This window comes from Curtobacterium sp. L3-7 (assembly GCF_048756585.1).
Classification (GTDB): Bacteria; Actinomycetota; Actinomycetes; order Actinomycetales; family Microbacteriaceae; genus Curtobacterium.
The window spans coordinates 1,674,831-1,700,905 of the sequence record NZ_CP151474.1; the positions used below are offsets into that span (position 1 = coordinate 1,674,831).

The window sequence follows — 26,075 nt, forward strand, 5'->3', positions numbered from 1 at the left end:
CTCCCGGTCAGAGCCTCCCGGTCAGAGCCCCCCCGGGTGAGAGCTGCGGCCCGACCGGCGTCAGCCGTGCCGACGCTCGGTCGACGACAGCAGCTGCTCGACCTCGCCGATCTCCATCGTCTCCGGGGAGACCGACTGCAGCGGTGTCGACGTCGGCGCGTGCACCGCGTCGACCAGCCGGTGCATCATCGCGACCGCGTCGTCGACCACTTCGGTGCTCTTCGCCTGGACACCGTGGAGCAACCACTGCGCGGTCTCGAGCTCGTGGTACACCCTGGCGCGCTGGGCGAGCTGCCGGTCACGGCCGCCGCCGTTCGCCTCGTACGCGCTGAGGACCGTGTCGAACGCCTCGCGCCGTCCGGCCAGCACCCACGCCAGGTCCTTCGCCGGGTCGCCGAGCCGGAGCTCGCCCCAGCCGAGGACACCGGAGACGGCGTCGCCCTCGACGAGGATCGCGTCGACCCCGAAGGCGCCGTGCACGACGGTGGGCGTGAACTGCCAGAGCTGCTGGTCGCGGGCAGCGCCCTCCCACCGCTCCTGCAGTGCGGCCGGGACCAGCTTGGTCGCGACCGCACGGTCCATCACGGACACCGCGGAACGGAGGATCTCGAACGGGGTGAGGGACGGCAGACCGGCGTCGGTCACGAAGCTCGTCGGCAGCACGTGCACGGCGGCGATGGACCGGCCGACGCTGGTCGCCAGCTCCGGCCGCTCCGCGAGTGCGCGGAGCGCGGGGTGTGCCCCCGGGACGTAGGTGGTCACGATGGCACGCGTGGACCCGATCGGCGCCTGACCCCGGTACTCGGGAACGGCGAACGGGAGGCGCGACCTGATCCCGGCGCTCAGCGCCCGGATCGCGAGGAGGTCGGCCGACTGCCGTGCCTCCGCGCGCTGGTTGCGGGGTCGCCGGATGGCCGACTCGGCCCCGTCGGCGTCCCGGAGGACCGCCGACTCGTAGTCCCCGGACGCGATGGAACCGAGGGTGCGCGTGCCCGTGACCACGAGTCCGGGAACGGCCGTCGTCGCCAACGCCGCTAGAGTGAACTGGGATCCCGCCATGCCCCTCAGGGTAGGTCCGCATGCGCCGCGAACGACGTTCGCCACGCTGACCCGGTCCCGACACGACACCGATCTGAGGAGTCCCACGTGACCGTGGAGTTCGCCGCCCGGCTTGCGCTCTCCCGCAACGAACTCGACCGCGACGCGGAGTTCCGGACCACCGACGACCTCGAGCGGTCCCTGCGGGACGATCCGGAGACCCGCTTCCTCCCGGTCCACGGCGGTGCGATGCTGCGCCTGCCGTCCGGCTCGCTGCGCTTCGTGGGCGCGGCCGACGTGCCCGACGACGCGCCGGTGATCTACCTGGGGCGGTCGGTGCGGGACGCTGACGACGCCCCGTCCGGCACGCGCTTCGCGGCCGCGCTGGTCGACGACGAAGCCGCCCGACGGATCGAGCCGGACGCCGACGCGTGGGAGAGCCTGCGGATGTTCGGCACCGAGCTCTCGCCGCGCGACCAGGGCCTCGCGGTCGAGGCCGTCGCGATGGCGAACTGGCACGCGGTCCACGGGTTCTCGCCCCGGACCGGTTCGGCGACCGAGGTGGTGACCGGCGGCTGGGTGCGCCGCGACCCCGAGGGACACGAGCACTTCCCGCGCACCGACGCCGCGATCATCGTCGGCGTCACCGACGGTGACGACCGCATCCTGCTCGGCTCGAACGCCGCATGGGACCAGGACCGCTACTCGCTGCTCGCCGGGTTCGTCGAGCCGGGGGAGTCGCTCGAGGACGCCGTCCGCCGCGAGGTCTGGGAGGAGTCCGGCGTGCGGGTCGACGAGCCGGAGTACCTCGGGTCGCAGCCGTGGCCGTTCCCCGCGTCGCTGATGGTCGGGTTCCGGGCGAAGGCGGTCGACGGCGACCCCTCCACCGCACGGCCGGACGGGGTCGAGATCCTCGACGTCCGGTGGTTCTCGCGCGACGAGATCCGTGAGCGTGCCGGGGACACCCTCCTGCTCCCGGGCAGGACGTCGATCGCCCGGGCGATCATCGAGGAGTGGTACGGCGGCCCGCTGGACCTGCCGTGAACCCTGCCTCGTCTCCGGAGGCGCTGCTCGCCGCGCTCGACGCGGAACAGCGCACCGTCGCGACGACGCTCCTCGGCCCCGTCGCCGTCCTCGCCGGCGCGGGCACCGGCAAGACCCGTGCGATCACGCACCGCATCGCCTACGGGGTCGCGACCGGCACGTACTCGCCCGCGCACGTCCTCGCGCTGACCTTCACCACCCGGGCGGCGGGTGAACTCCGTTCCCGGTTACGTGCGCTCGGCGCCGGCGCCGTGCAGGCCCGCACGTTCCACGCCGCGGCGATGTCGCAGCTCAGCTACTTCTGGCCGGACACCGTCGGTGGTCACGCGCCGCGGATCGTGGAGTCGAAGGCGCGGATGATCGCGCACGCCGCGGACACCGTCGGGATGAGCGTCGACAAGCCGGTGCTCCGCGACCTCGCCGCCGAGGTCGAGTGGCGGAAGGTGCAGCGGCTCACCCTCGAGGAGTACGAGGCAGCCGCCGCCGAACGGGTCATGCCCCGCGAGACGAGCCCCGCGCGGGTGATCGACCTGATGCGCGCGTACGAGCGGCTGAAGGACGACCGTCGGCAGCTCGACTTCGAGGACGTCCTGCTGGCGACGCTCGGCATGGTCGAGACCGAGCCCCGGGTGGCGAGCTACGTCCGGCAGCAGTACCGGTTCTTCGTGGTCGACGAGTACCAGGACGTCTCGCCCGTGCAGCACGACCTGCTCAGGGCATGGCTCGGCGACCGTCAGGACCTGTGCGTCGTCGGCGACGCCAGCCAGACCATCTACTCGTTCGCGGGGGCGTCGAGTCGCTACCTGCTCGGGTTCGGATCGGAGTTCCCCCGGGGATCGGTGCTGCGGCTCGAGCGGAACTACCGGTCCACGCGCGAGGTCGTGCACGCCGCGAACGCGCTGATGCGCGGCCAGCCGGGTGCCCTCGACCTGGTCGCGCAGACCACGGAACCCGGCCCGGACCCGGTGGTCGTGCCGTGCGTGCACGACGGCGACGAGGCGCAGACCATCGCCAGACGGATCACCGACCTGGTCGCCGGGGGCGCGACGTACGGCGACTGCGCCGTGCTGTTCCGCGTCGGCGCACAGTCGGCCGCGCTCGAGGCGGCGCTCGGCCGCGCGGGGATCCCGTACCGGGTGCAGGGCGGGACGCGCTTCTTCGACCGTCCCGAGGTCAAGCTCGCGGTGCACCACATGCGCGGCGAGGCCATCCGGCAGACCGACGACGAGCTCACCCGCCGGGTCGGGCTCGTGCTGCAGGTCAGCGGGTGGACACCGACCGCACCGGAGGGCACCGGAGCGGTCCGCGAGCAGTGGGAGGCGCTGCAGGCGATCATGGGCCTCGCCGAGGACGCCCCGGGCGGCACGACCATGCAGCAGTTCACCCAGGACCTGGTCGACCGCGCGGCGACCCACCACGAGCCAGAGCTCGACGCCGTCACACTCGCGACCCTGCACTCCTCGAAGGGCCTCGAGTGGCCGAACGTGGTGATCGCCGGCGTCGCCGAGGGGCTGCTGCCGATCTCGCACGCGACGACCGACGACGAGGTGGACGAGGAACGCCGGCTCTTCTACGTCGGACTCACCCGTGCCCGCCGCACCGTCACCGTCACGTGGTCACGACAGGGGTCCACCCGAGGCGGTGCGCGGGCGCCGAGCCGGTTCCTGGCAGCGCTCGACACGCGCAGCGGGGATGCGGCCGCACCTGCCGCCGACTGACCGACAGGTCGTCGCGCTCGAAGACGAGTTGCTCGTCGTCGGGACGCACCGTTGTCCCCGGCAGGTGCTCGAGGACCATGCGGGTGACCGCTGCCGCGACCGCACCGGCACGGTAGGGCGAGAGCGGTGCGGCCGGTCGGCCCCAGACCTGCGCGGCGATCGCCGGCCACGCGGGATCGTCGTCGACGTGGGCGTACTCGATGCACTGCAGGCACGGTCCGGTACCGGGGACCACGAGCGGTCCGATCCGGATGCGGCCGTCACCGACCACGACGGGGACGTGCGGCGTCCCACGGCGGGTCCACGCCGACCGCAGCGCCGGGTCGACCACGTGCTCGGCGACGACGACGGCCATCGACGGTTCGGGATCCGGCAGCACGACCGGACCGCCGCGCGGGGCGACGGTCCGGACCACGGTCACACCGTCACCCGTGAGGAAGTCGTCGACGATCCCGGCGAGGTCGGCGGCGCCGTGCACCTCGACCCGGGCGAGCGGTTCGGGGAGCATGTCGAGCACGGCGGGTGACGCCGCGCCGAGCACCCGCGCAGCGACCTCCGGTCGGCACCCGACGCTCGCGGCGACGCCGGACAGGGCGTCTCGCCCGGTCTCGCGGCGGAGGGTGCACAGGAATCGTTCTTCCGCCGTGGTGGGGACGGCGACCACGGCGCGTGGCGGATCGACGCCGAGCTGGACGGTCGTCGGGTCGCGCCAGACGAACTCGAGGGTCGGATCGATGCGGATGCCCATGGCCCCACCGTGCCGGACGTGCCGGGACCGGTGGGGGCCGTCGTCAGATCTGTGGAGAACCCGACGGACCCTTGGGCCCGTCGTCACCAGCCTCGTCGTCGTCCTCGATCCCGCCCGACTCGTCCTCGTGCGGGCGGTCGCCGGTCGTGTCGTTGAGCAGGTCCTCGAGCGCCCGGTCGAACTCGTCGTCCGCGGCGCTCTGCCCGGGGTTGCGGAGCCGGGCGACGAGTGCGTCGGGGAAGTCGATGTCGTCGGACACGGGGACCAGGTCGAACGCCGCCCAGAGCGCGTCCCGCTGCTCGGCGCCGAGCTCGTCCGTGACCCGCTGCCACATGGCGGCTGCTTCCCGGAGACGACGGGGACGGAGCTCGAGGCCGACCAGCGTGGCGAACGCGGACTCGGCCGGACCACCGGCTGCGCGGCGACGCCGGACCGTCTCCGCGATCGCGCCGGAACGCGGGAGGCGTGCCGTGGCGGCCGCGGTGACCGTGTCGACCCAGCCCTCGACGAGCGCGAGCATCGTCTCCAGGCGGGCAAGCGCCGCGTCCTGCTCCGGGGTGCGCGGCGGGATCAGCGCACCGGACGCCAGGGCGTCGCGGAGCTGCTCCTGGTCGGTCGGGTCGATGTCCGCTGCGAGTTCCTCGACGCGGTCGAACGGGATGTGGATGCCGCGGGCGTACTCCGTGATCGAGGAGATGATGTGCAGGCGGAGCCACCGCGCGGAGCGGAAGAGCCTGGCGTGTGCGAGCTCGCGGACGGCGAGGTAGATGCGGACCTCGTCCTCCTGCACGTCGAGGCCCTCGGCGAACTCGGCCACGTTCTGGGGGAGGAGGGCCGCGACCTGCTCGTCCAGCAGGGGCACACCGACGTCGCCGCCGGACACGACCTCCTTCGAGAGCTGCCCGACGACCTGACCGAGCTGGATCGCGAACAGTGCGCCGCCGACGCCGCGCATCGCCTTCGACACGTCGCCGAGCATGGCCTTGAGCTCTTCCGGGGCGCGCTGGTCGATGGCCTCGGTCAGCGCGGTCGCGATGCTGTCCGCGACCGGCTCGGCGATCTGCGTCCACACGGGTGCGGTCGCCTTCGCCCATTGCTCACGGGTGTAGAGACTCGGGGTCGCGGTCAGCTCGGCCACGGTCGTCACCTCGTCGAGCCAGAGCGCGGCGACCTGGAAGGCCTGGTCGCTCGCCTGCGACGTCGCCGGGTCGACCCCGTGCTGGCCGTCCTTCGCGATCGCGGTGGCGCGTTCGGCCGTGACCGAGAAGTCGATGCCGTCCCCGCCGTCCTGCGCCGCACGCTGGAGCTGGCTCATCAGGTTGGCGACGAAGGCCGGGTCGTTCGGCAGACCGGCCGCACCGGCGAGCTGCGACGGGTCGATCTGGCCTTCCCCGGACAGGAGCTTGCGGAGCATCTCCTGGAAGTCGTCGTCCGGCCCCGGCTGCGGTTCATCAGGCATGCCGACTACGCTAATCGCTGCTCGTGGGGCCGGACCTGGGACGGACCCGTGGGATCGCTCCGCGGGCTGCGCCCAGGGCGAACAGCCGAGCAAGAACCACGGCGAACAGCCGAGCGGACGCCGCGGCGAACGGCCCGGCGGATGCCGCGGCGCACCTCACTCCGGAAGGACCCCGTTGACCCTCTTCGCGCCCGCTCCCCGCCGCCGCTCCCGCACCAGGACCGTCGGGTGGGCATTCGTCGTCGGGGCCGTCGTGCTGGCGATCATCGCGAGCGTGCTCCCGAGCCCGTACGTCATCGAGCTGCCCGGTCCGGTCTTCAACACGATCGGGACGCAGCGGCAGGGGACCGGCAAGGACGCGAAGGACGTCAAGCTCATCCAGGTCGACGGGCACCAGACGTACCCGACCGCCGGCGCGCTCGACATGCTCACGGTGAGCGTCGAGGGCACGGCCACGCAGCGCCCCGCCTGGACGAGCGTCATCCGGGCCCTGTTCACGAAGTCCCAGGCCGTCGTCCCCGCGTCGGCGATCTACCCCCCTGGGACCACGACCGAGCAGGTGAACAAGCAGGACGCCGCCGACATGTCGAACTCGCAGCAGTCCGCCGTCGCGGCCGCGCTCATCCAGCAGGGCTTCGCGATCCCGACGACGCTCGAGGTCGGCACCGTGCAGGACGGCTCCGCCGCCGACGGCACGATCCGGAAGGGCGACGTCATCACCGCGTTCGACGGCACGTCGCTCACGACGAACGCCGACGCGACCACCCTTCGGGAAGCGGTGGCGAAGCACGGGACGTCCAGTCCCGCCACGGTCACGATCACCCGCGACGGCGCGTCGAAGGACGTGACGGTCACCCCGCGCGACGAGAGCGGCACCGCGCTGCTCGGTGTCGGTGTGGTCGAGCACTACGACTTCCCGTTCGACGTGTCGATCAAACTCCAGGACGTCGGCGGGCCGTCGGCCGGCATGATGTTCGCCCTCGGGATCATCGACGAGATCACGCCGGGCAAGCTCAACGGCGGCAAGCACGTCGCCGGCACCGGCACGATCACCGCCGACGGCGAGGTCGGTCCGATCGGCGGCATCCGCCAGAAGCTCTACGGCGCGAAGGACGCGGGCGCGACCGTCTTCCTCGCCCCGGCGGACAACTGCGACGAGGTCGTCGGACACGTCCCCGACGGTCTCGACGTCTACTCCGTGAAGACGCTGGACCAGGCGGTCACCGACCTCGACACCATCGCGAGCGGGAAGAGCACGGCCGGTCTGGCGACCTGCGGGTCCTGACCGCGGCCATGAGCCCGGCCACGTCGGCAACGCGCGTCGCGTGGCGGGGTCTGCCGTGCCTCCAGGCCGGGCCGGGAGGCTCGTGGCGCCTTCCTGAGATCGGGTTTCCTGAAATCGGGGTTCCTGAGATCGGGTACAGGTTCGCTGTCGGTCCCGTCCCATAGGATCGGTGCACTGACGGCCCGGTGCGCCGGGCCTGCCGGTCCGACACGTCTGGAGCACAATCACGTGACGACAACCTCGTCCAACTCGTCCACCGCGGGACGGCGTTCGCCGCGTGTCCCGATCGTGGTCACGATCATCGTGCTCGCAGCACTGGTGATCGCCTTCTTCATCTTCGCGAGCCTGTACACGGACTACGCATGGTTCGCCCAGCTGGGCTTCCAGAACGTGCTGACCACCAGGTGGCTCGCCGGCGGGCTGATGTTCGTCGCCGGCTTCCTCGGCATGGCCGTGCCGGTGTACGTCAGCATCCTGCTCGCGTTCCGGTTCCGGCCGGTCTACGCGAAGCTCGGCTCGCAGCTCGACCGGTACCAGCAGGTCATCGAACCGCTCCGCCGTGTCGTGATGATCGGCATCCCGGTGGTCCTCGGCGTCTTCGCCGGGCTCGCCACCGCTCCGCGCTGGAGCATGGTCCTCGAGTACTTCAACCGGACGCCGTTCGGCAAGACCGACCCGCAGTTCGGCCTGGACATCGCCTTCTACGTCTTCGAGCTGCCGTTCTGGCGCTCCGTCGTGGCGTACTCGTCCGCCGTCGTGCTCATCGCCGGCCTGGCCGCGCTCGCCGCCAGCTACCTGTACGGCGCGATGCGTTTCGGCGGGCGAGAGGTCCGCATCTCCCGGGCCGCCCGAGTGCAGCTCGCGATCACCGCCGCGGTCTACATCGCGCTGCAGGCCCTCAGCCTGTGGTTCGACCAGTACGCGGCGCTGACCAAGGACAACTCGCTCATCACCGGTGCGCAGTACACCGAGGTGAACGCCACGATCCCGGGTCGCGAGATCATGGCGGGCATCGCGGCGATCGTCGCGATCCTGTTCATCGTCACGGCGATCATCGGCCGCTGGCGGATCTCGATCGTCGGCACCGGGCTGCTGCTCGTGTCGGCGATCGTCATCGGCGGCATCTACCCGTGGATCGTGCAGCGCCTGCAGGTCGCACCGAGCGAGCGCTCGTTCGAGTCGGCGTACATCCAGCGGAACATCGACGCCACCCGTGACGCGTACGGCGTCTCCGGGGTCAAGGAGTCGAACTACGACGCCACGACCGAGACGGCCACCGGTGCCCTCGCCGAGGACGCGCAGACGACCACGAACATCCGGCTCATCGACCCGAAGATCGTCTCGGACACGTTCAGTCAGCTCCAGCAGTCCCGGCAGTACTACCAGTTCCCGGACGAGCTCGACGTCGACCGCTACAACATCAAGGGCCAGACCGAGGACACCGTCATCGCGGTCCGCGACATCGACCTCGACGGACTGAGCAGCGCGGCGAACACGCAGTACAACCGTACGTTCGTGTACACGCACGGGTTCGGTGTGACCGCGGCGTACGGCAACCAGCGCGCGAGCGACGGCAAGCCGGTGTTCCTCGAGTCGGGCATCCCGTCCACCGGGGCACTGGGGGACTACCAGCAGCGCGTGTACTTCGGTGAGACCTCGCCGCCGTACTCCATCGTCGGCGCACCGAAGGGCTCGAAGAACGTCGAGCTCGACTACCCGTCCGGCTCGGACAGCGCCGACGACAACGGCGGCAACGCGACCACCACGTACCAGGGCAACGGCGGGCCGAGCATCGGCAACTTCTTCAACCGGCTCGTCTACGCGGCGAAGTTCCAGTCGGAGCAGATCCTGCTGTCGAACGCGGTCAACAAGGACTCGCAGATCCTCTACGACCGTGACCCGATCAAGCGCGTCCAGAAGGTCGCGCCGTACCTGACGACCGACACCGACGCCTACCCCGCGATCGTCGACCACCGCCTGCAGTGGATCGTCGACGGCTACACCACCTCGGACGCGTACCCGTACTCGCAGAGCCAGAGCCTGTCCGACAGCATCGCCGGCACCGAGTCGTCGACCTTCCGGACCGATCAGGTCAACTACATCCGGAACTCGGTGAAGGCCACGGTCGACGCGTACACGGGCAAGGTCACGCTGTACGCGTGGGACACCAAGGACCCGGTGCTGAAGACCTGGCAGAAGATCTTCCCGACGTCGATGAAGCCGGTGTCGAGCATGAGCGCCGAGCTCCTCGACCACGTGCGGTACCCGACCGACCTGTTCAAGGTGCAGCGCTCGATCCTCGGGACCTACCACGTCACCAACGCGAACTCGTTCTACTCGGGTGACGACGCCTGGACGACCCCGTCCGACCCGACGACCGGGTCGAGCGACAGCGACACCAGCAGTGACACGAGCACGACGACCACGACGACCGGCCTCGGGACGCAGACGACGGCGACCAGGGCGGATCTGCAGGACCCGTACTACCTCACGATGAAGGTGCCGGGGCAGGGGACCGCCTACTCGCTGTACACGACGTACATCCCGCAGCAGACCGGCTCCAACGCCCGGAACGTGCTGACCGGCTACCTCGCCGTCGACTCCGATGCGGGCGGTGCCGGCAAGGGCAAACGGGCCTCGGGGTACGGCAAGCTGACGCTGTTGACGATCCCCAAGACCGACAACATCCCGGGGCCGCTGCAGGTGCAGAACCTCTTCAACTCGGACACCACGGTGTCGCAGGAGCTGAACATCCTGAAGCGCGGGAACAGCACCGTGAAGCAGGGCAACCTGCTGACGCTCCCGGTGGGCGGCGGATTCCTCTACGTCCAGCCGGTGTACGTGCAGTCGACGTCGAGCGGTTCCTACCCGCTGTTGCAGAAGGTCCTGGTGGCCTTCGGCGACAAGATCGCGTTCGAGGACACCCTCGACGAGGCGCTCAACCAGCTCTTCGGCGGTGACTCCGGCGCTGCCGCGGGTGACCAGGGCGCCGCGAGCGGCTCCGGTTCGTCGAGCGGGTCGGACAACGGCTCGGACAACGGGTCCTCGGACTCGGGGTCGAGCTCGGGATCCGGGTCGACGGGCGGCAGTGGATCGACGTCGACGAACCCGGCCGTGCAGCAGGCCCTCGACGACGCGAACGCCGCACTGCAGGACCGCCAGCAGGCCTACGCGGACAACGACCTCGTTGCCGCTGCGGAGGCGGACAAGCGCCTGCAGGAGGCGATCCAGGCAGCCATCGACGCCGAGGCGAGCAGCAGCTCCGGCAACTGACGACACGGGCGGGGCGCTCGATTTGGTGCCCCGCCCGTTGCCGTGTAGGCTGTTCAACGTGCCGCGGGGTGGAGCAGTTCGGTAGCTCGCTGGGCTCATAACCCAGAGGTCGTAGGTTCAAATCCTGCCCCCGCAACCAACGCGACACAAGAAGCCCCGGTCCTTTCGGACCGGGGCTTCTTCGTGTGCCCGGCGTGCCTGGCGCCCAGTGCTGGCGCGAGTCTCGGCGTGAGCGACAGAATCCGGGCGCCGGAGCCCGAGCAATGTCGCCCAGGCCGAGACTCGGCGACGCGGCGGCGGCCGTGGGGCCGGGCCTCCCGTCCGTCAGTGGTCGCGGATCAGCCCGCGCGCTTGCCGCGCACCCCGTGACCGAGCGCGTCGATGCGGGCGAGCTCGTCCTCCGTGAAGGTGATCTCGGCTGCTGCGACGTTCTCCGCGACCCGTCCGGGGTTCCGCGATCCCGGGATCGGCACGATGTCCTCCCGCTGCGCGAGGATCCACGCGAGGGCCAGCTGCGACAGTGAGATCCCCACGATCGCGCAGGCGGCGCTGGGGTGCTTGAACGTCGCGATCACTGCATGGGCGACCGGGCCCGAGCGGGACGTGAGCGGCCTCCTGCGTCGGTCGTTCGACGTGCTCGACGTCCGCTGACCGGAGCCGGTTAGCCTGGCATCGTGACCACCCTGACGATCGCAGCAGCACAGTTCGCCCCGGTCGACGACCCGACGGCGAACCTCGAGACGGTCCGTGCGGCGGCGGTCGACGCCGCGGCCCGTGGAGCCGACCTGCTCGTCACGCCCGAGTACACCTCGTACTTCACCGCCGAGATCGACGACCGGTTCGTCGCCGCAGCGCAGCCGCTCGACGGCCCGTTCGTACAGGGCCTGCAGCAGATCGCCCGCGAGACCGGCGTGGCCGTCGTCGTCGGGGTCGCGGAGCGCTCGGACCGGGTCGACCGGTTCCGGAACACGCTCGTCGCGATCGGCGCGGACGGCGCGGTGCTGCAGACCTACCGGAAGGTCCACCTCTACGACGCGTTCGGCTCCCGGGAGTCCGATCGGATCGAGCCCGGTGACCCCGCGCAGTTGCCGGTGTTCGAGGTCGCCGGCGTGCGCATCGGTCTGGAGACCTGTTACGACCTGCGGTTCCCCGAGGTGACGCGGCGGCTGGCGGTGGCCCCGGTCGACGTCGTCCTGCTGCCGGCGGAGTGGGTCCGCGGTCCCGGCAAGGAACACCACTGGCGCACGCTGCTCACCGCCCGCGCGATCGAGAACACGGTGTGGGTCGTCGGCGTGGGACAGGCTCCGCCGGTCGGGATCGGTGGCTCGGTCGTGCTCGATCCCGCCGGTGTCGCCACGGCGGCGCTCGGCTCCATGCCCGGCCTGCTCGTGGCGACGGTCGACACCGCCGTCACGGACGAGGTCCGGCGGGTCAACCCCTCGCTGGCGTTGCGCCGGTACGACGTGACGGCTCGCTGAGGCCCGCGAGCCGTTCGGCCGCGTCCTCGAGCACGCTGCGTCGCTTGCAGAACGCGAACCGCACGAGCGACCGGTAGCCGGCCGAGCGATCGGGCCGCACGAACGCGGACACCGGGACGCCCACGACCCCGGCGAGTGCCGGGAGCTCCATGCAGAACGCGCGCGCGTCGTCGTACCCGAGCGGTGCGGTGTCCGCGATGACGAAGTACCCGCCGTCCGGGCGCATCACGTCGAAGCCGGCGGCCGTGAGCCCGGATGCGAGCACGCCGTGCTTCGCCGAGAGGTCAGCGGTGATCCCGGCGAAGACCGCGTCCGGCAGACGGAGTCCGGCGGCGACCGCGGGTTGGAACGGGGCACCGTTGACGAACGTCAGGAACTGCTTGACCGACGTGATCGCGTCGACGAGTGCCGGGGGAGCCGTGAGCCAGCCGATCTTCCAACCCGTGGTGCTGAAGGTCTTCCCAGCGCTGGAGATCGTCACGGTGCGGTCCCGGGCGCCGGGGAGCGTCGCGATCGGGACGTGCGGGACGTCGAACGTCAGGTGCTCGTAGACCTCGTCCGTGACGATGACGGCGTCGTACCGCTCGGCGAGTTCGACGATCGTCTGCAGCACCTCGGTGGGGAGCACCCGTCCGGTCGGGTTGTGCGGCGTGTTCACCAGGACTGCCCTGGTCCGGTCGGAGAACGCGGCACGGAGCGTGTCCTCGTCCGGCAGGAAGTCCGGTGCGGTCAGGGGGACCGTGACGTGCGTGCCCCCGGCGAGCCCGATGAGCGCCCCGTACGCGTCGTAGAACGGCTCGAAGGTGATCACCTCGTCCCCGGGCTCGACCAGGGCGAGGAGCGTCGCGGCCAGTGCCTCCGTCGCCCCGGCGGTGACCAGGACCGCTCGGTCGGGGTCAACGTCGAGTCCGTACCAGCGCTGCTGGTGCTCGGCGATCGCCTGCCGGAGGTCCGGCGTCCCGCGGCCCGGCGGGTACTGGTTCACGCCGTCGCGGATCGCTCGGACCGCGGCGTCGAGCACCTCGGCCGGACCGTCCTCGTCCGGGAACCCCTGCCCGAGGTTGATCGCTCCGGTGCTGGCGGCGAGGGCGCTCATCTCGGCGAAGACCGTCGGCGCCGGTGTGCCGTCCGGGCCGAGGAGCATGGCGCCCTCCGCTGCTCGCAACCATGGTCCTGAGTGCCGCATGGGGTTCCCTTCGACGCGCTGTGCCGCTGAACGGACCCCAACCTAGTGCGTCCCCGAGGACAGCCCCGGGATCCTGCCCACAGCTGACGCATAAGATCGCCATAGGGCACTCGCAGCCCTGTCAGGATGACCGCCCAGGTGCGTGCGACAGACTGCACGAGCTTGAAAGGAGCACGTCCAGCATGACCGACACCACGCCCAACGGGCACGGCGACGACGACCGTCAGGACGACACGACCCCAGGGGTCGGCGCCGACGACGTCGCGCAGCAGGCGGGCGACGCTGGAGCGTCGACGCCGAGCGAAGCAGAGACCAGCGCGCACCGCGACGCGGACCACACCGACGTGATCGAACCGGCGTCGACGGTGAGCGAGACGGAGCAGTTCCCCGCCTCGGAGCACCCGACGAGCCAGTACACCGCGCCGTACCCGACGGCCCAGGACACCCAGCAGACGTCGGGCGGTTACGGGCAGGACCACTCGGCGTACGCGGCGCCCGCGTCCCGGCAATCGGACGGTGAGACCGGCCAGCAGCCGACGGCAGCGTACGGCCAGCAGGCCCCGTACGGCCAGCAGGCGCAGTACGGCCAGGCAGGCCAGTACGGCCAGGAGGCGCAGTACGGCCAGGCAGGTCAGTACGGCCAGACGAGCCAGTACGGCCAGGAGGCGCAGTACGGCCAGGCGGGTCAGTACGGCCAGACGAGCCAGTACGGCCAGGCAGGTCAGTACGGCCAGCAGCCGCGGTACGGCGAGTACGCGCAGCAGGGCTCCGCCCAGGCGCCGACCTCTGCCTACGGCCAGCCGGCGGCGAACGCCTCGGCCCCCGCGCCGACCTCGAGCTCCTTCGGTGACACCGACGGCGCGGAGCAGCGCACGAACGGCTACTACTTCGGCGGCGCTGCCGGCGGTGCAGCAGCGGCCGGTACCGACACCACCACGAAGCGGAAGTCGGGCCGTTCCAAGCTCGTCCTGCCGGTCGTCGGCGGCCTCATCGTCGGCGCGCTCGTCGGCGGTGCAGCCGGTGGCGGCTGGGTCGCAGCGACGTCGAACGGCGGCAGCACCACCTCCAGCTCGTCGAGCTCGAACGGCGGCGGCAACCTCACCGTCAACGACTACAACTCCGCGACGGTCGTCACCGCCGTGGCCGCGCAGGCGACGCCCTCCGTCGTGACGATCAACGTGTCGTCCTCCAGCGAGGCCGGCACCGGGTCCGGCGTCGTCCTCAGCAAGGACGGCTACATCGTCACGAACACCCACGTGGTGACCCTCGACGGCGACAGCTCCAGCGGGACCATCCAGGTGACGACGTCGGACGGCAAGATCTACCCCGGCAAGCTCATCGGCACCGACCCGACGGTCGACCTCGCGGTGATCAAGATCGACGCGAGCGACCTCAAGCCGATGTCGTTCGCTGACTCGTCGAAGCTCAACGTGGGCGACACCGCGGTCGCGATCGGTGCGCCGCTCGGCCTGTCGAACACCGTCACGGACGGCATCGTCTCGACGCTGAACCGCAGCATCCAGGTGACCTCGAGCGACCCGAACGCCGGCGGCGACTCCAACGAGGGCCAGGGCAACAACGGCAGCGGCCCGTTCGACTTCTGGGGCAACGGCGACAACGGATCGAGCTCCGGGGCGAGCACCACGGTGTCCCTCCCGGTCATCCAGACCGACGCGTCGATCAACCCCGGGAACTCCGGCGGTGCACTGCTCGACTCGAAGGGCAAGCTCATCGGGATCAACGTCGCGATCGCCAGCGCGGGCAGCACGGACTCGTCGAGCTCGCAGTCCGGCAGCATCGGCGTCGGGTTCTCGATCCCGTCGAACCTCGTGAAGCGCGTCGCGAACGAGATCATCGACAACGGATCGGCGACCCACGGGCTCCTCGGCGCGACCGTCGGTGACGCGAACGAGGACGCCAAGGCGACCCAGATGGGCGGACTGATCAAGTCCGTCACGTCCGGTGGCGCCGCAGCAGCCGCCGGCCTGCAGAAGGGCGACGTCGTCACGAAGATCGGCGACGCGACCATCTCGGACGCGACCGACCTGACCGCGCAGGTCCGCTACTTCGCGGGTGGCGCGAAGACGACGATCACCTACGTCCGCAACGGGGAGACCCGCACGGCGGACGTGACGCTCGGGACCTACGACAGCAAGAGCTGACGCAGGGACGGACGGACGGGAGGCGCGGTGCCAGCTGGCACCGCGCCTCCCGTCCGTCCGTGGTCCCGCCACCGCTCGGCGCGCGTCACGGGGCGCGGAACGTCCGCGTCCGGTCGAGCGGGCGAAATACCGCGGTGGGGCGCGGGGTGGGCCCGGGTATTTCGCCCGCTCGGCGGTGGGGTGGTCCGCAGGTGCGCTGGTTGGGCAGTTGATAGGCTTCAGGTCGCTCACCGCCAGGACCCCGAGGAACGCATGCAGACAGACGGACAGCCCCTGCCGGGCGTCTCGTACGTGATGCCCGTCCTCAACGAGGTCACCGAGGTCCGTGCAGCCGTCGCGAGCCTCCTCGATCAGGACTACGAGGGGCCGTTCGAGGTCGTCCTGGCCCTCGGCCCGTCGATCGACGGCACGAACGAGCTCGTCGCCGAGATGAGCGCAGCCGACCCCCGGATCCGTGCGGTCGAGAACGCCGTCGGCTCCACCCCGGCCGGCCTGAACGTCGCCATCCGCGCCTCGGAGCACCCGATCGTCGTCCGCGTCGACGCGCACTCCGTCCTGCCCCGCGACTACACGCGGATCGCCGTGCGCACGCTGCAGGAGTCCGGCGCGGACAACGTCGGCGGCATCATGCGCGCCGAGGGACGGACGCCGTTCGAGAAAGCGGTCGCACTCGCCTACGGCAGCCGCGTCGGTCTCGGCGGGACCCCGCACCACGTCGGCGGCCAGGCGGGTCCGGCCGAGACCGCCTACCTCGGTGTCTTCAAGCGCGACCGGCTGTTCGCGGTGGGGCTCTTCGACGAGGGCATCAAGCGCGGGCAGGACTGGGAGCTCAACCGGCGGTTGCGCACCACCGGTGGGACCGTCTGGTTCACGCCGGAGCTCGTCGTGACCTACCGTCCGCGGCCGAGCCTCAAGCGCCTGATCCGCCAGTTCGTCGCGACCGGGCTCTGGCGAGGCGAACTCGCACGCCGGTTCCCGGCGGGCAACGGCATCCGCTACTTCGTGCCGCCGGCCATGGTCGCCGGCCTCGGGCTCGGCATCGTCGCCGGGATCGTCGGCATCATCGGCGCTGCGGTGCACAGCGGCGCCGCATGGGCACTGCTCGGGTTCGTCGTCCCCGCGGTCTACCTGCTGTTCGTCGTCGTGGGTGCCCTCGTGGTCGCACGACGCTCCGACGCGGCCACCCGGGCATGGCTGCTCGTCGTGCTGCCGTGCATCCACATCGGCTGGGGGGTCGGGTTCATCGTCGGGTTCCTGACGCGGACCTCCGAGCTGACGACCCACACCGGACGGTGACCCCATGACCGACCACCAGCCCGCCGAGCACGGCTACGCGCACCCGACCTCGATCGCGGAACTGCGCGCGGTCGCCCAGCCGGACGAGGTCCGGTCGCGTGCGAACGCCGAGCACTGGACCGCCTCGCTGTACCTGCGCGACGTCTCGCCGTACCTGACCTGGGTGCTCCTCAAGACCCGGATCAGCGCGAACCAGGTCACCGGCCTGATGATCCTGGTCGGGTGGTCGGTCGCGGCCGCCCTGCTCATCCCCGGGATCTGGGGCGCAGCACTCGCGCTCGTGCTCGGTCAGCTGCAGATGCTCGTCGACTGCTCGGACGGCGAGGTCGCACGGTGGCGCGGGACACGCTCGCCCGCCGGGGTGTTCCTCGACAAGGTCGGGCACTACACGACCGAGGGACTCATCCCGATCGCGCTCGGCGTCCGCGCTGCCACGTGGCCGATCCACGGCGCCGACTGGATGTGGACGACGATCGGCTGCGCGCTCGGGCTGGTCATCGTGCTCAACAAGGCGCTCAACGACATGGTGCACGTAGCCCGTGCGAACTCCGGGCTCGAGAAGCTCGTCGACCGCCGGGACGCCTCGACCGCTCCGTCCGGGCGTCGTCTCGCGTCGCTCCGCCGGGTCGCACGGTTCCTGCCCTTCCACCGGCTGTACCACTCGGTTGAGCTCTCGATGCTGGCGTTCGTGTTCGCACTCATCGGTCTGGCCGTCGGGCACCCGTTCGTCGACCGGATCCTCGTCGGTGCGCTCCTGCCGCTCGCCGTCATCGCGACGTTCGGGCACTTCGTCGCGATCATCTCGTCGAAGCGGGTACGCGCGTGACGCCCGGCACACTCCGACGCCACGCGGTGGCGCACCGCGAACGGCCGAGGGTCGCGGTGGTCAGTCTCTCGCAGGGCACCCGGCCGGACGACCTGCGCCGCGGGCTGGAGAGCGTGCTCGCCCAGCAGGGGGTGGAGCTCGACGTCGTCTGCGTCGGCAACGGTTGGGAGCCGAACGGTCTTCCGGAGGGCGTCCGCGCGCTGGCGCTCCCGGAGAACGTCGGCATCCCGGCCGGACGCAACGCCGGTGCCGAGGTCGTCGACGGCGACTACGTGTTCTTCCTCGACGACGATGCGTCCATCCCCTCCGAGACCTTCCTGCGCGACGCGATCGGCCTGTTCGAACGCGACCCGTCGCTCGGCCTCGTGCAACCGCGTGTGGTCGACCCGACCGGGACGGCGAACCCGCGGCGCTGGGTGCCCCGGATCCGGAAGGGCGACCCCGCCGATTCGTCGCCGGTGTTCTCGGTGTGGGAGGGCGCGGTCATCCTGCCGATGGACGTGTACCGCGTCGTCGGCGGATGGGGAGCGCCGTACTTCTACGCGCACGAGGGCATCGAGCTCGCGTGGCGGGTGTGGGACGCCGGCCGACGGACCTGGTACGCCGGGGACCTGGTCGCGAACCACCCCGCGATCGACCCGGCGCGGCACACCGAGTACTACCGCCTGAACGCCAGGAACCGCGTCTGGCTGGCCCGCCGCAACCTGCCCGCACCGCTCCGCCCCCTGTACGTCGGGTCGTGGGCGGCGATCCAGGTGGCACGCTGGTGGCGACACCCCGCACGGCTCCGGGTGTGGTTCGGCGGCGTCCGCGAGGGCTGGGCGACCGACTGCGGTCCCGCGCACCCGATGGGATGGCTGACGATCGGCCGGATGACGCTCGCCGGCCGCCCGCCCGTCGTCTGACCCTGCCCGGTCGACGCGAAGCCCGAGCACCGACGAGACACGACAACCGACTCGACGAGAGAGGCAGCATGCCGATCATCAACGACGCCCGCACGGCCGTCCGACTCGCACGTCGGCTCCTGCGCGCCCGCGGGCACCGGCGGACGCTCGCCCGACGTCTGGCCGCAGCGCCGCCGCTGGCGCCGGGGACCATCGAGATCGCGGTGTACTTCGCCGACGGGCCCGTGAACATGTACCAGGTCCGTCAGTGGTACGCCCCGCTCGAGGAGCTGTCGAAGACGCACCCGGTGGCGATCATCTCCAGGAACCCCGGGACGATGCTCACGTTGCTCGACGAGGCGCCGGTGACCGCTGTCTACGCCCGACAGGTCGTGGACCTCGAACGCTTCGTCGACGAGCAGGCGCCGAAGGTGGTGCTGTACGTCAACCAGAACGCCCGCAACTTCCAGATGATGCGGTACGGGCGGATGTGGCACGTCTTCGTCAACCACGGCGAGAGCGACAAGATGTACATGACGACGAACCAGTTCAAGGCGTACGACTACGCCCTGATCGCCGGGGACGCTGCCCGTGACCGCCTCGCCGAGGCCCTGTGGGACTACGACCTGGACAGCAGGGCGATCGCGATCGGCCGTCCTCAGGCCGACCACTTCGCGGGGAAGCCGCCGTACCCGGCCGACGACCGGACCGTCGTGCTCTACGCCCCGACCTGGGAAGGCGATCGTCCGGCAGCCGCGTACGGGTCGATCGCGAGTCACGGCACGACCATCGCCGATCGTGTGCTCGCATCGCCCCGCCACCGTCTGGTCTACCGACCGCATCCGCGGAGCGGCGTCCTGGACGACGACTACCGGGCGGCGCACGAGCGGATCATCGCGGCCATCGCCGCCGCGAACACCGCTGACCCGGGCGCGCACCACGTGTACGACGACGGACCGGAGCTGGGCTGGCAGCTCGCGGACGCCGACGTCGCGATCACCGACATCAGCGCGATGATCTACGACCGGCTCGCCGTCGGCAAGCCCCTGATCGTCACGCGGCCCCGTTCCGCGGAAGCCGACGTCGACGAGCGCGGGTACCTGGCAGCGGCGAACTGGCTGACCGCGACCGACGCGGAGGACATCGTGGCACGCGTGGACGCCGCAGCACACGACGAATCGGAGCTCGCGGCCCTGCGGCACTGGGTCGCCCGGTACTTCGGCGACACCTCGCCCGGGACCGCGACCGCTCGGTTCCACGACGCGATCGAACGGCTCATCGCTCGTTGGCACCGTGTCGCCGAGGAGCACGGCGAGCGCTGACCCGGTCCGGTTCACGGTGCGAGGCCGGGACCGACCAGCGACATCCGCCACAGGTACTCGCTGTGGTCCGGACGACGCCACCGGACGATCACGACGCCGGTCTCTTCCGGGCCGGCGCCGAACACCGCGATCGCGATGCTGCGACCGGGTTCGAGGCGGCGCACGACGAGCGGCGGGCAGTAGCCGGTGCCGAGGTGGGTGAGGCTCAGTCCGTCGACCGGCTCGTCGGACATGTTCGTGAGGTCGTACCGTCGGGGCGCATGCGTGCGGTCGACGACGAACGGGACAGCGTAGGCGGTTGGTGCGGGGTGCATGGGGGTGAGGGTAGGGGGAGGGTCCGACGCTGGGGGCGCCGGAGTGCCCTGTGGGCCCTTGGGTTGTGGAGCGGGGGCGGATCGGCCTGGTTGTTGGGGAGAGGGGGCCGTCGACCGGGCTCAGACGCCGTAGTCGGCGGAGTACTTCGCGAGTGCGTCCTCGATCGGGCCGTCGAGCTGTAGACGACCCTTGTCGAGGTACAGCCCCCGCTTGCAGAAGCGCCGGAGGTCCTTGTCGCTGTGGGACACGAAGAAGAGGGTCCGACCGCCGGCCAGGAGTTCCTCGATCCGCTTGTAGCACTTCTCGCGGAACGCCTTGTCGCCGACCGCCAGGACCTCGTCGACGAGGATCACGGGCTCGTCCAGGCGGGAGATCACCGCGAACGCGATGCGGACCTTCATGCCGCTCGAGAGGTGCTTGTACGGGGTGTCGACGAAGTCGCCGATCTCCGCGAAGTCGATGATCTCGTCGAAGCCGTCGCGGATCTCGGCCCGGGACATCCCGTGCAGGCCCGCCGTGAGGTAGACGTTGTCCCGCACGGTCAGGTCACCGACGAACCCGCCGGTGATCTCGATGAGCGGGGCGACCCCGGCGCCGACGTGCACGCGGCCCTCGTCGGGGAGCATCACCTGTGCCACGAGCTTCAGGAGCGTGGACTTGCCCTGGCCGTTCCGCCCGACGACACCGATCGCCTCACCGGGACGGACGTCGAACGAGACGTGGCGCAGCGCCCAGAACTCGTCACCGCGCTTGCGTCGGGTGCTGCCGGCGAAGAGGTCCTTGAAGCTGCGGCTCGCCCGACGGTTCCGCTTGAAACGGATGCCGGCGTCACGGACGGAGATGACCGGCTTCCCGGTCGTGGTCTGGGTCGTGGACTCGGTCGCGGTCATCAGAGCTCCTTGAGGACGCGGTGTTCGCTGCGCCGGAACACGACGAGCCCGACGATGACCACGATCGCGGTGATCACCACGGACGCCAGGATCTCGAACCAGTCGAGCTGCTTCGGGAAGAACGCCGACCGGTAGATGCCGAAGATGCCCGTCAGCGGGTTGATCGCCGCGAGGGGGCGCAGGGCGTCCGGCAGGGCGTTCGTGCCGTAGATGATCGGTGAGGCGTAGAAGGCGAAGCGGAGGACGAGCTTGACGGCACGCTCGAGGTCGCGGAAGAACACCACGAGCGGCGCGACGATGAGCCCCAGGCCGTAGACGAGCGCGCACTGCAGCACGATCGCGAACGGGTAGAGCACGAGCTGCCAGTGCACGTGGGCACCGGTCGCGATGACGAAGATCGCGAGCACCGGGATGCTCAGCAGGAACTCGATGCCCTTCGAGGCATCGATCCGCGCGACCCAGATGCTCCGCGGGATGGTCGTCGACCGGATGAGCTTGGCTTCCTTGATGAACGCCCTGGTGGAGTCGGAGACCGCACCGGTGAACCACATCCACGGCAGCAGGGCCGTGAGCAGGAAGACGATGTACGGCTCTTCACCGACGGAACCACGGTGGAAGACCTGCGTGAAGACGAACCAGTAGATGCCCGACATCACGAGCGGGTCGAGGATCGACCAGACGTACCCGAGCGCGGACGTCGAGTACCGCACGCGGAGGTCGCGCTTGGTGAGCAACCAGAGCGCCTGACGATAGCGCCGACCGGCACTCCGCGACGCTGTGGTGGCAGGCGTCACGGGCACGGTCGGCGCGCTCGCTGACGTCATGGGGTCCTTCCGGCCGGGATCGCCGAGAGGAGACTGCGGCTCAGGCGAACAGGTTGTTCGCGCGCTCGAGGTCCTCGGCGAAGTCGATCTCGACCGCGTAGAGGTCGGAGATGTCGATGGGCGTCCAGCGTAGCCCGTCCTCGCCGATGGCAGCCTCGATGCCGCCCTCGAAGTACTCCTGGTCGTCGACGCGACCGAGGTGGTGGATGAGCGCCTGCTTGTCGGCCGCGGAGACGTAGTTGATGCCGACCGCCTCGCCGAGACCCCCGACGACCTGCTTCGAGAGCTTGTGGATGAAGCCCTCGGCGTCGACGGTGTACTTGACCTCTTCGTCGGACACCTTCTCGGTGTTGACGCTGACGAACGAGCGGTCCTGGTCCATCATGTCCGCGGCACGCACGAGGGCGCGCGGGTCGAAGACGACGTCGCCGTTCATCCACAGGACGCCGCTCTTGCCGGTGGCCTTGAGCGCACGGAGGAGGCTCTTCGAGGTGTTCGTGGAGTCGTACGACTCGTTGTAGACGAAGTTCGCCTCGGGGAAGGCCTCGACGATGTACTCCGACTTGTAGCCGACGACGACCGTGATCCTGGCGCTCGAACCGAAGGCCGCACGGATGTTCTCGAACTGCTGCTGCATGATGGTGCGGCCGTCGCTGAGCTCGGTGAGCGGCTTCGGCAGGCTGCGCCCGAGGCGGCTGCCCATCCCTGCTGCGAGGATGACGATCTGCGTGGTCATGGTGGTCCCTTCCGGTGTCCGCCCGCGCGCCCTGGGGCACGGGCGGGCCTCGTCGAGTCTGCTCGCAGTGCATCCGAGAACGCCGAGAGTCGCCGGCGACCGCATCCTTCGATGTGGCCGGGTGACCCGTCAGGTGTTCGGTCCGAGCAGGTTTCCAAGTGGTGAACACTCCGTCGTGCCCTGGTGAATGATACGGAACGTCCCTCCGTCGGGGTACGTGCTGTGCGTGTTCGTAGTCATTTCGTGACACTGCAGGACGCGGCCCGCCGATGTCCGGACCGCATTGGTACGGTGGGGCCGTGACGCCAGCAGCAGGGGACGACGAGGACGTGTACGCGACGTCCGACGCTGCGTGGCTGACCGAGACGACCGCGCTCGACGAGGACGCCGACAGGGCCGACGAGGACGCGGAGGACGACGACGAGACGGCCGGGGACGACGCGGCCGAGGACGACACGGGGGACAGCGATGCGCACCACCGCCCTGGACAGGACGGTATGAGCGACCACACGACGACGTCGGAGGGGGAGACGGCGGAGGACGAGCGCGTCGAGGAGACCGGCGTGCTGCCGTCCGCCGCCCCGACGAGCACGACGAGCACGTCGAAGAAGCCGCGCGTCAAGCGCCCAGGTCGCGCGACACGCCCGCAGGGCGCTGCGGCGACGAACGGGGCTGCGGCGACGAAGGCGGACGCGACGGACGCGGCCGCCGCGCCGCAGGCGGACGCTGCCACTGCCTCCGAACCGACCACGGACGCTCTGCAGGCCGACGACCGGACCGAGGACGAGCCTCCCGTCCGGACCAAGCCAGCACCGAAGAAGCGGACACCCGCTGCCAAGCGGGGTGCGGCCGCGACCGCCCAGCAGCCGGTCGTGCTCCGGGCCAGCGGCCTCGTGAAGCGGTACGGGCAGACGCTCGCCGTGGACGAGGTCGACCTCGAGATCCGCCAGGGCTCCCTGTTCGGCGTCGTCGGCCCGAACGGTGCCGGCAAGACCACCACCCTGTCGATGCTCACCGGACTCCTGCGTCCGGACGCCGGCACGGCGACCGTGCTGGACCACGACGTCTGGGCCGACCCGGCAGCCGCCAAACGCAGCATGGGGGTCCTGCCCGACCGACTGCGCCTGTTCGACCGGCTCACCGGCGCGCAGCTGCTCTTCTACTCGGCGACGCTCCGCGGACTCGACGGCAAGACCGCCCGGTCGAGGAGCGCCGACCTGGCAGAGGCGTTCGGCCTCGGCGACGCGCTCGGCCGGCCCGTCGCGGACTACTCGGTCGGCATGGCGAAGAAGATCGCGCTGGCCGCGACCCTGATCCACTCCCCGCGCGTGCTCGTGCTCGACGAACCGTTCGAGTCCGTCGACCCGGTGAGCGCGACCACCATCACGGAGATCCTCCGGCGCTACACGCAAGGCGGCGGCACCGTCGTGCTGTCGAGCCACTCGATGGAGCTCGTGCAGCGCACCTGCGACTCGGTGGCCATCATCGTCGGCGGCAAGGTGCTCGCATCGGGCACCATGGCGCAGGTCCGTGGGCGCAAGAGCCTCGAGGACAAGTTCGTCGAACTCGCGGGTGGCCGCGTCGTCGCGGAGAGCATGGAATGGTTGCACAGCTTCTCCGGCTGAGGGCCGACCTGCTCGCGGGGGAGATCCGCGGGGGAGCCCGACGCTCCGTGCTCGTCGTCCTCGGGAGCCTCGCCGGCCTCGTCGCCGCCGTCCTCGTCGCCATGGCGATCACCGCGCTGCGCTCCGCCGATTCCGAGGCGGCGCGCGCCGTCATCGTGCCGGTGGGGACCCTCATCACCGTCGGCTTCACGATCATCCCGCTCGCGGTCGGCGGCGCGGACCAGTTCGACCCGCGGCGGTTCGCGGTGTTCGGCGTGACCAGGAAGGACCTGGCGATCGGCCTCGGCGTCGCCGGGCTCGTCGGGGTCCCGGTGGTCGGCGTCGCGATCGTCGCCGTGTCCCAGTCGGTCGCGTGGATGCGGGGCGCCGGCACCGGTGTGCTCGGTGTCTTCACCGCGCTCGTCGTCGTCGCCACGTGCGGGTTGCTCGTCCGCGTCGGCTGCACCGTGGGCTCGTGGCTGCTCGGAGCGCACCGCCCGACCCGGGACGCCGGCTGGCTCGTGGCCCTGGTGGTCGTCGTGCTGCTCATCCCGACGGTGTCGCTCCTGGTGGGCGCCGACTGGCTCGACCCGGAGAGCGCCGAGCTGCGGCGCATCGCCGACATCTCGGGGTGGACGCCGTGGGGTGCGGCGTGGGCGGTGCCGGCAGACGTCGCGACCGGCCACGTCGGCGCAGGCATCGCGAAGCTGGTGCTCGCGCTGGTGGTCCTCGGGCTCCTCGCATGGGCGTGGTGGGGACTGGTCGGCCGCATGCTCGTGACCGTCGACGACCGAACGACCGTGCGTCGCTACCGCACGCTCGGCTGGTTCGACCGGCTCGGCGCGACGCCCGCCGGCGCGGTGGCCGCCCGCGCGCTGACGTACTGGGGCCGCGACCCGCGCTACCGGACCTCGTACCTGATCCTGCTGTTCGTGCCGATCGTCGTCGTGCCGCTCGGCGTCGCCGGTGTCCCGTGGCACTGGACCGCGCTGATCCCGCTGCCGCTCATGGCGGTGATCGCCGGGTTCCTGCCGCACAACGACGTCTCGTACGACAACACCGCGGTGTGGTTGCACGTCGCGTCGGGGGCTCCTGGGTGGAGCGACCGACTCGGCCGACTCACCCCGGTGCTGGCGGTCGGCGTGCCGGTGATCGTCGCCGGTTCGGCGGTGTCGGCGTGGTTGTTCGGTGACTGGACGGCGTTCCCGGTGCTCGTCGGGGTCTGCGTGTCCGCGTTGTTCGCGGGACTCGGGATCTCCAGCGTGGTCTCCGTGCTGCTGCCGTACCCGACCGTGCGACCCGGGGACCGTCCGTTCCAGCAGCCCCAGGCCGCCGGCGTCGTGTCGACGGTGTCGCAGTCGTCGACGATCATCGGCATCGTGCTGTGCTCGGTCCCGGCCGGATGGCTCGCGGTGCTCGCGCTGACGGACGGTGCGGAGCCGTGGGCGATGCTGACGCTGGTCGTCGGCGCGGCGGTCGGTGTCGTGGTGCTCGGGGTCGGGGTGCTCCTCGGCGGGCGGTTGTTCGACCGGCACGGTCCGGACCTGCTGGCGGCGGCGCAGCGCAACTAGCGGCCGACGCGACGAATCGTCGCCCTCGAGACCACACGACGGCCTGGAGGCTCGTGGCGGCCCTGCACCGAGCCTCCAGGCCGCCGCGGCGTGAGCCGAACCCGCGGAGTGCGCGGGAGACGTCTCGTGCCGACACGACGTACCCTTGTCCCATGAGCATGACGGAACCGGGCGGCGGCGGACTCGACGTGATGGACCGCGAGCTCGAGAAGCTCCTCGAAGAAGAGGCGATCGAGCCGGGCGACCACGAGCGGTTCTCGCACTACGTCAAGAAGGACAAGATCCTGCAGTCCGCACTGAGCGGCAAGCCGGTCAAGGCGCTCTGCGGCAAGAAGTGGATCCCCGGTCGCGACCCGGAGAAGTTCCCGGTCTGCCCGGACTGCAAGGCCATCTACGAGAAGATGAAGGACGAGTAG

General features: G+C 70.8%; 22 protein-coding genes and 1 tRNA gene. 14 read left to right on the forward strand and 9 right to left on the reverse strand.

All coding sequences use genetic code 11. The features are described 5' to 3' along the window. Positions 1 to 60: 60 nt before the first annotated feature. Positions 61 to 1,059, reverse strand: coding sequence for a phosphotransferase (locus AAEP80_RS08185; RefSeq protein WP_420366654.1), 999 nt, complete (start codon positions 1,057 to 1,059; stop codon positions 61 to 63). 87 nt (positions 1,060 to 1,146) lie between these two features. Here AAEP80_RS08185 and nudC point away from each other — a divergent pair, with 87 nt between their 5' ends. Beyond that, complete coding sequence (gene nudC, locus AAEP80_RS08190) at positions 1,147 to 2,082, forward strand: NAD(+) diphosphatase (protein ID WP_420366655.1); 936 nt, start codon at positions 1,147 to 1,149, stop codon at positions 2,080 to 2,082. Beyond that, positions 2,079 to 3,800, forward strand: a complete 1,722-nt coding sequence (locus tag AAEP80_RS08195) for an ATP-dependent helicase (protein WP_420366656.1) — start codon at positions 2,079 to 2,081, stop codon at positions 3,798 to 3,800. Before nudC ends, AAEP80_RS08195 begins: the two co-directional genes overlap by 4 nt. Here the strand turns inward: AAEP80_RS08195 and AAEP80_RS08200 are convergent. Both AAEP80_RS08200 and AAEP80_RS08205 read right to left on the reverse strand, forming a co-directional pair. After that, positions 3,691 to 4,548, reverse strand: coding sequence for a TOMM precursor leader peptide-binding protein (locus AAEP80_RS08200; protein ID WP_420366657.1), 858 nt, complete (start codon positions 4,546 to 4,548; stop codon positions 3,691 to 3,693). The two genes, AAEP80_RS08195 and AAEP80_RS08200, sit on opposite strands and share 110 nt — an antisense overlap. Positions 4,549 to 4,591: 43 nt before the next feature. Further along, positions 4,592 to 6,007, reverse strand: a complete 1,416-nt coding sequence (locus AAEP80_RS08205; RefSeq protein WP_420366658.1) for a zinc-dependent metalloprotease — start codon at positions 6,005 to 6,007, stop codon at positions 4,592 to 4,594. A gap of 175 nt (positions 6,008 to 6,182) precedes the next feature. On the opposite strand from AAEP80_RS08205, the gene AAEP80_RS08210 reads away from it, so the two are divergent. From AAEP80_RS08210 to AAEP80_RS08220, 3 genes are all read left to right on the forward strand, one after another. After that, the gene (locus AAEP80_RS08210) at positions 6,183 to 7,292 is read left to right on the forward strand and encodes a PDZ domain-containing protein (protein WP_281267228.1); all 1,110 of its coding nucleotides are present in this window, start codon (positions 6,183 to 6,185) and stop codon (positions 7,290 to 7,292) included. Between the two features lie 228 nt (positions 7,293 to 7,520). Next, the gene (locus AAEP80_RS08215) at positions 7,521 to 10,565 is read left to right on the forward strand and encodes a UPF0182 family protein (protein ID WP_402729112.1); all 3,045 of its coding nucleotides are present in this window, start codon (positions 7,521 to 7,523) and stop codon (positions 10,563 to 10,565) included. 62 nt (positions 10,566 to 10,627) lie between these two features. Continuing rightward, positions 10,628 to 10,704: transfer RNA gene (locus AAEP80_RS08220), tRNA-Met, on the forward strand. 199 nt (positions 10,705 to 10,903) lie between these two features. Here AAEP80_RS08220 and AAEP80_RS08225 read toward each other — a convergent pair. Next, the gene (locus tag AAEP80_RS08225) at positions 10,904 to 11,140 is read right to left on the reverse strand and encodes an aldo/keto reductase (RefSeq protein ID WP_420366659.1); all 237 of its coding nucleotides are present in this window, start codon (positions 11,138 to 11,140) and stop codon (positions 10,904 to 10,906) included. A gap of 99 nt (positions 11,141 to 11,239) precedes the next feature. Here AAEP80_RS08225 and AAEP80_RS08230 point away from each other — a divergent pair, with 99 nt between their 5' ends. Continuing rightward, positions 11,240 to 12,043 (forward strand): carbon-nitrogen hydrolase family protein, encoded by an 804-nt coding sequence (locus tag AAEP80_RS08230; RefSeq protein ID WP_420366660.1) that lies wholly within the window; start codon positions 11,240 to 11,242, stop codon positions 12,041 to 12,043. Here the strand turns inward: AAEP80_RS08230 and AAEP80_RS08235 are convergent. Further along, positions 11,997 to 13,229: an aminotransferase class I/II-fold pyridoxal phosphate-dependent enzyme gene (locus tag AAEP80_RS08235; protein WP_420366661.1), complete on the reverse strand. Its 1,233-nt coding sequence runs from the start codon at positions 13,227 to 13,229 to the stop codon at positions 11,997 to 11,999. The two genes, AAEP80_RS08230 and AAEP80_RS08235, sit on opposite strands and share 47 nt — an antisense overlap. A 182-nt stretch (positions 13,230 to 13,411) precedes the next feature. Here AAEP80_RS08235 and AAEP80_RS08240 point away from each other — a divergent pair, with 182 nt between their 5' ends. The 5 genes from AAEP80_RS08240 to AAEP80_RS08260 all read left to right on the forward strand — a co-directional run bounded on the left by AAEP80_RS08240 (position 13,412) and on the right by AAEP80_RS08260 (position 19,719). Beyond that, complete coding sequence (locus AAEP80_RS08240) at positions 13,412 to 15,391, forward strand: S1C family serine protease (RefSeq protein ID WP_420366662.1); 1,980 nt, start codon at positions 13,412 to 13,414, stop codon at positions 15,389 to 15,391. Between the two features lie 252 nt (positions 15,392 to 15,643). Continuing rightward, positions 15,644 to 16,687, forward strand: coding sequence for a glycosyltransferase family 2 protein (locus AAEP80_RS08245; protein WP_402729118.1), 1,044 nt, complete (start codon positions 15,644 to 15,646; stop codon positions 16,685 to 16,687). 4 nt (positions 16,688 to 16,691) lie between these two features. Next, entirely contained in the window at positions 16,692 to 17,513 is an 822-nt protein-coding gene (locus AAEP80_RS08250; RefSeq protein WP_413602523.1) for a CDP-alcohol phosphatidyltransferase family protein, read from the forward strand. Further along, positions 17,510 to 18,418 (forward strand): glycosyltransferase family 2 protein, encoded by a 909-nt coding sequence (locus AAEP80_RS08255; RefSeq protein WP_420366663.1) that lies wholly within the window; start codon positions 17,510 to 17,512, stop codon positions 18,416 to 18,418. The genes AAEP80_RS08250 and AAEP80_RS08255 overlap by 4 nt, the downstream gene beginning before the upstream one ends. Before the next feature lie 68 nt (positions 18,419 to 18,486). After that, on the forward strand, positions 18,487 to 19,719 hold the full coding sequence (locus AAEP80_RS08260; protein ID WP_420366664.1) for a CDP-glycerol glycerophosphotransferase family protein: 1,233 nt from the start codon (positions 18,487 to 18,489) through the stop codon (positions 19,717 to 19,719). Between the two features lie 11 nt (positions 19,720 to 19,730). On the opposite strand, the gene AAEP80_RS08265 is transcribed toward AAEP80_RS08260, so the two are convergent. From AAEP80_RS08265 to AAEP80_RS08280, 4 genes are all read right to left on the reverse strand, one after another. Beyond that, entirely contained in the window at positions 19,731 to 20,033 is a 303-nt protein-coding gene (locus AAEP80_RS08265; RefSeq protein WP_413602520.1) for a hypothetical protein, read from the reverse strand. Between the two features lie 120 nt (positions 20,034 to 20,153). After that, positions 20,154 to 20,924: an ABC transporter ATP-binding protein gene (locus AAEP80_RS08270; RefSeq protein ID WP_413602519.1), complete on the reverse strand. Its 771-nt coding sequence runs from the start codon at positions 20,922 to 20,924 to the stop codon at positions 20,154 to 20,156. Then, complete coding sequence (locus AAEP80_RS08275) at positions 20,924 to 21,748, reverse strand: ABC transporter permease (RefSeq protein ID WP_420366665.1); 825 nt, start codon at positions 21,746 to 21,748, stop codon at positions 20,924 to 20,926. Before AAEP80_RS08275 ends, AAEP80_RS08270 begins: the two co-directional genes overlap by 1 nt. A gap of 40 nt (positions 21,749 to 21,788) precedes the next feature. Next, a complete protein-coding gene (locus AAEP80_RS08280; protein WP_281267241.1) occupies positions 21,789 to 22,484 on the reverse strand; it encodes a phosphocholine cytidylyltransferase family protein in 696 nt (231 codons plus the stop codon). A 299-nt stretch (positions 22,485 to 22,783) separates the two neighbouring features. Between AAEP80_RS08280 and AAEP80_RS08285 the strand changes: the two genes are divergently transcribed. From AAEP80_RS08285 to AAEP80_RS08295, 3 genes are all read left to right on the forward strand, one after another. Continuing rightward, positions 22,784 to 24,109 (forward strand): ABC transporter ATP-binding protein, encoded by a 1,326-nt coding sequence (locus tag AAEP80_RS08285; RefSeq protein ID WP_420366666.1) that lies wholly within the window; start codon positions 22,784 to 22,786, stop codon positions 24,107 to 24,109. Then, a complete protein-coding gene (locus AAEP80_RS08290; RefSeq protein ID WP_420366667.1) occupies positions 24,085 to 25,659 on the forward strand; it encodes an ABC transporter permease in 1,575 nt (524 codons plus the stop codon). The genes AAEP80_RS08285 and AAEP80_RS08290 overlap by 25 nt, the downstream gene beginning before the upstream one ends. A gap of 152 nt (positions 25,660 to 25,811) precedes the next feature. After that, entirely contained in the window at positions 25,812 to 26,075 is a 264-nt protein-coding gene (locus tag AAEP80_RS08295) for a DUF3039 domain-containing protein (protein WP_281267244.1), read from the forward strand.

Excerpts from the sequence above, each read along its gene's own strand:
- AAEP80_RS08240 (WP_420366662.1), top strand. The coding sequence starts at position 13,412 with ATGACCGACACCACGCCCAACGGGCACGGCGACGACGACCGTCAGGAC.
- AAEP80_RS08295 (WP_281267244.1), top strand. The coding sequence starts at position 25,812 with ATGAGCATGACGGAACCGGGCGGCGGCGGACTCGACGTGATGGACCGC.
- AAEP80_RS08260 (WP_420366664.1), top strand. The coding sequence starts at position 18,487 with ATGCCGATCATCAACGACGCCCGCACGGCCGTCCGACTCGCACGTCGG.
- AAEP80_RS08270 (WP_413602519.1), bottom strand. The coding sequence starts at position 20,924 with ATGACCGCGACCGAGTCCACGACCCAGACCACGACCGGGAAGCCGGTC.
- AAEP80_RS08280 (WP_281267241.1), bottom strand. The coding sequence starts at position 22,484 with ATGACCACGCAGATCGTCATCCTCGCAGCAGGGATGGGCAGCCGCCTC.
- AAEP80_RS08245 (WP_402729118.1), top strand. The coding sequence starts at position 15,644 with ATGCAGACAGACGGACAGCCCCTGCCGGGCGTCTCGTACGTGATGCCC.
- AAEP80_RS08275 (WP_420366665.1), bottom strand. The coding sequence starts at position 21,748 with ATGACGTCAGCGAGCGCGCCGACCGTGCCCGTGACGCCTGCCACCACA.
- AAEP80_RS08185 (WP_420366654.1), bottom strand. The coding sequence starts at position 1,059 with ATGGCGGGATCCCAGTTCACTCTAGCGGCGTTGGCGACGACGGCCGTT.
- AAEP80_RS08265 (WP_413602520.1), bottom strand. The coding sequence starts at position 20,033 with ATGCACCCCGCACCAACCGCCTACGCTGTCCCGTTCGTCGTCGACCGC.
- AAEP80_RS08290 (WP_420366667.1), top strand. The coding sequence starts at position 24,085 with ATGGTTGCACAGCTTCTCCGGCTGAGGGCCGACCTGCTCGCGGGGGAG.
- AAEP80_RS08250 (WP_413602523.1), top strand. The coding sequence starts at position 16,692 with ATGACCGACCACCAGCCCGCCGAGCACGGCTACGCGCACCCGACCTCG.
- AAEP80_RS08205 (WP_420366658.1), bottom strand. The coding sequence starts at position 6,007 with ATGCCTGATGAACCGCAGCCGGGGCCGGACGACGACTTCCAGGAGATG.
- AAEP80_RS08200 (WP_420366657.1), bottom strand. The coding sequence starts at position 4,548 with ATGGGCATCCGCATCGATCCGACCCTCGAGTTCGTCTGGCGCGACCCG.
- AAEP80_RS08235 (WP_420366661.1), bottom strand. The coding sequence starts at position 13,229 with ATGCGGCACTCAGGACCATGGTTGCGAGCAGCGGAGGGCGCCATGCTC.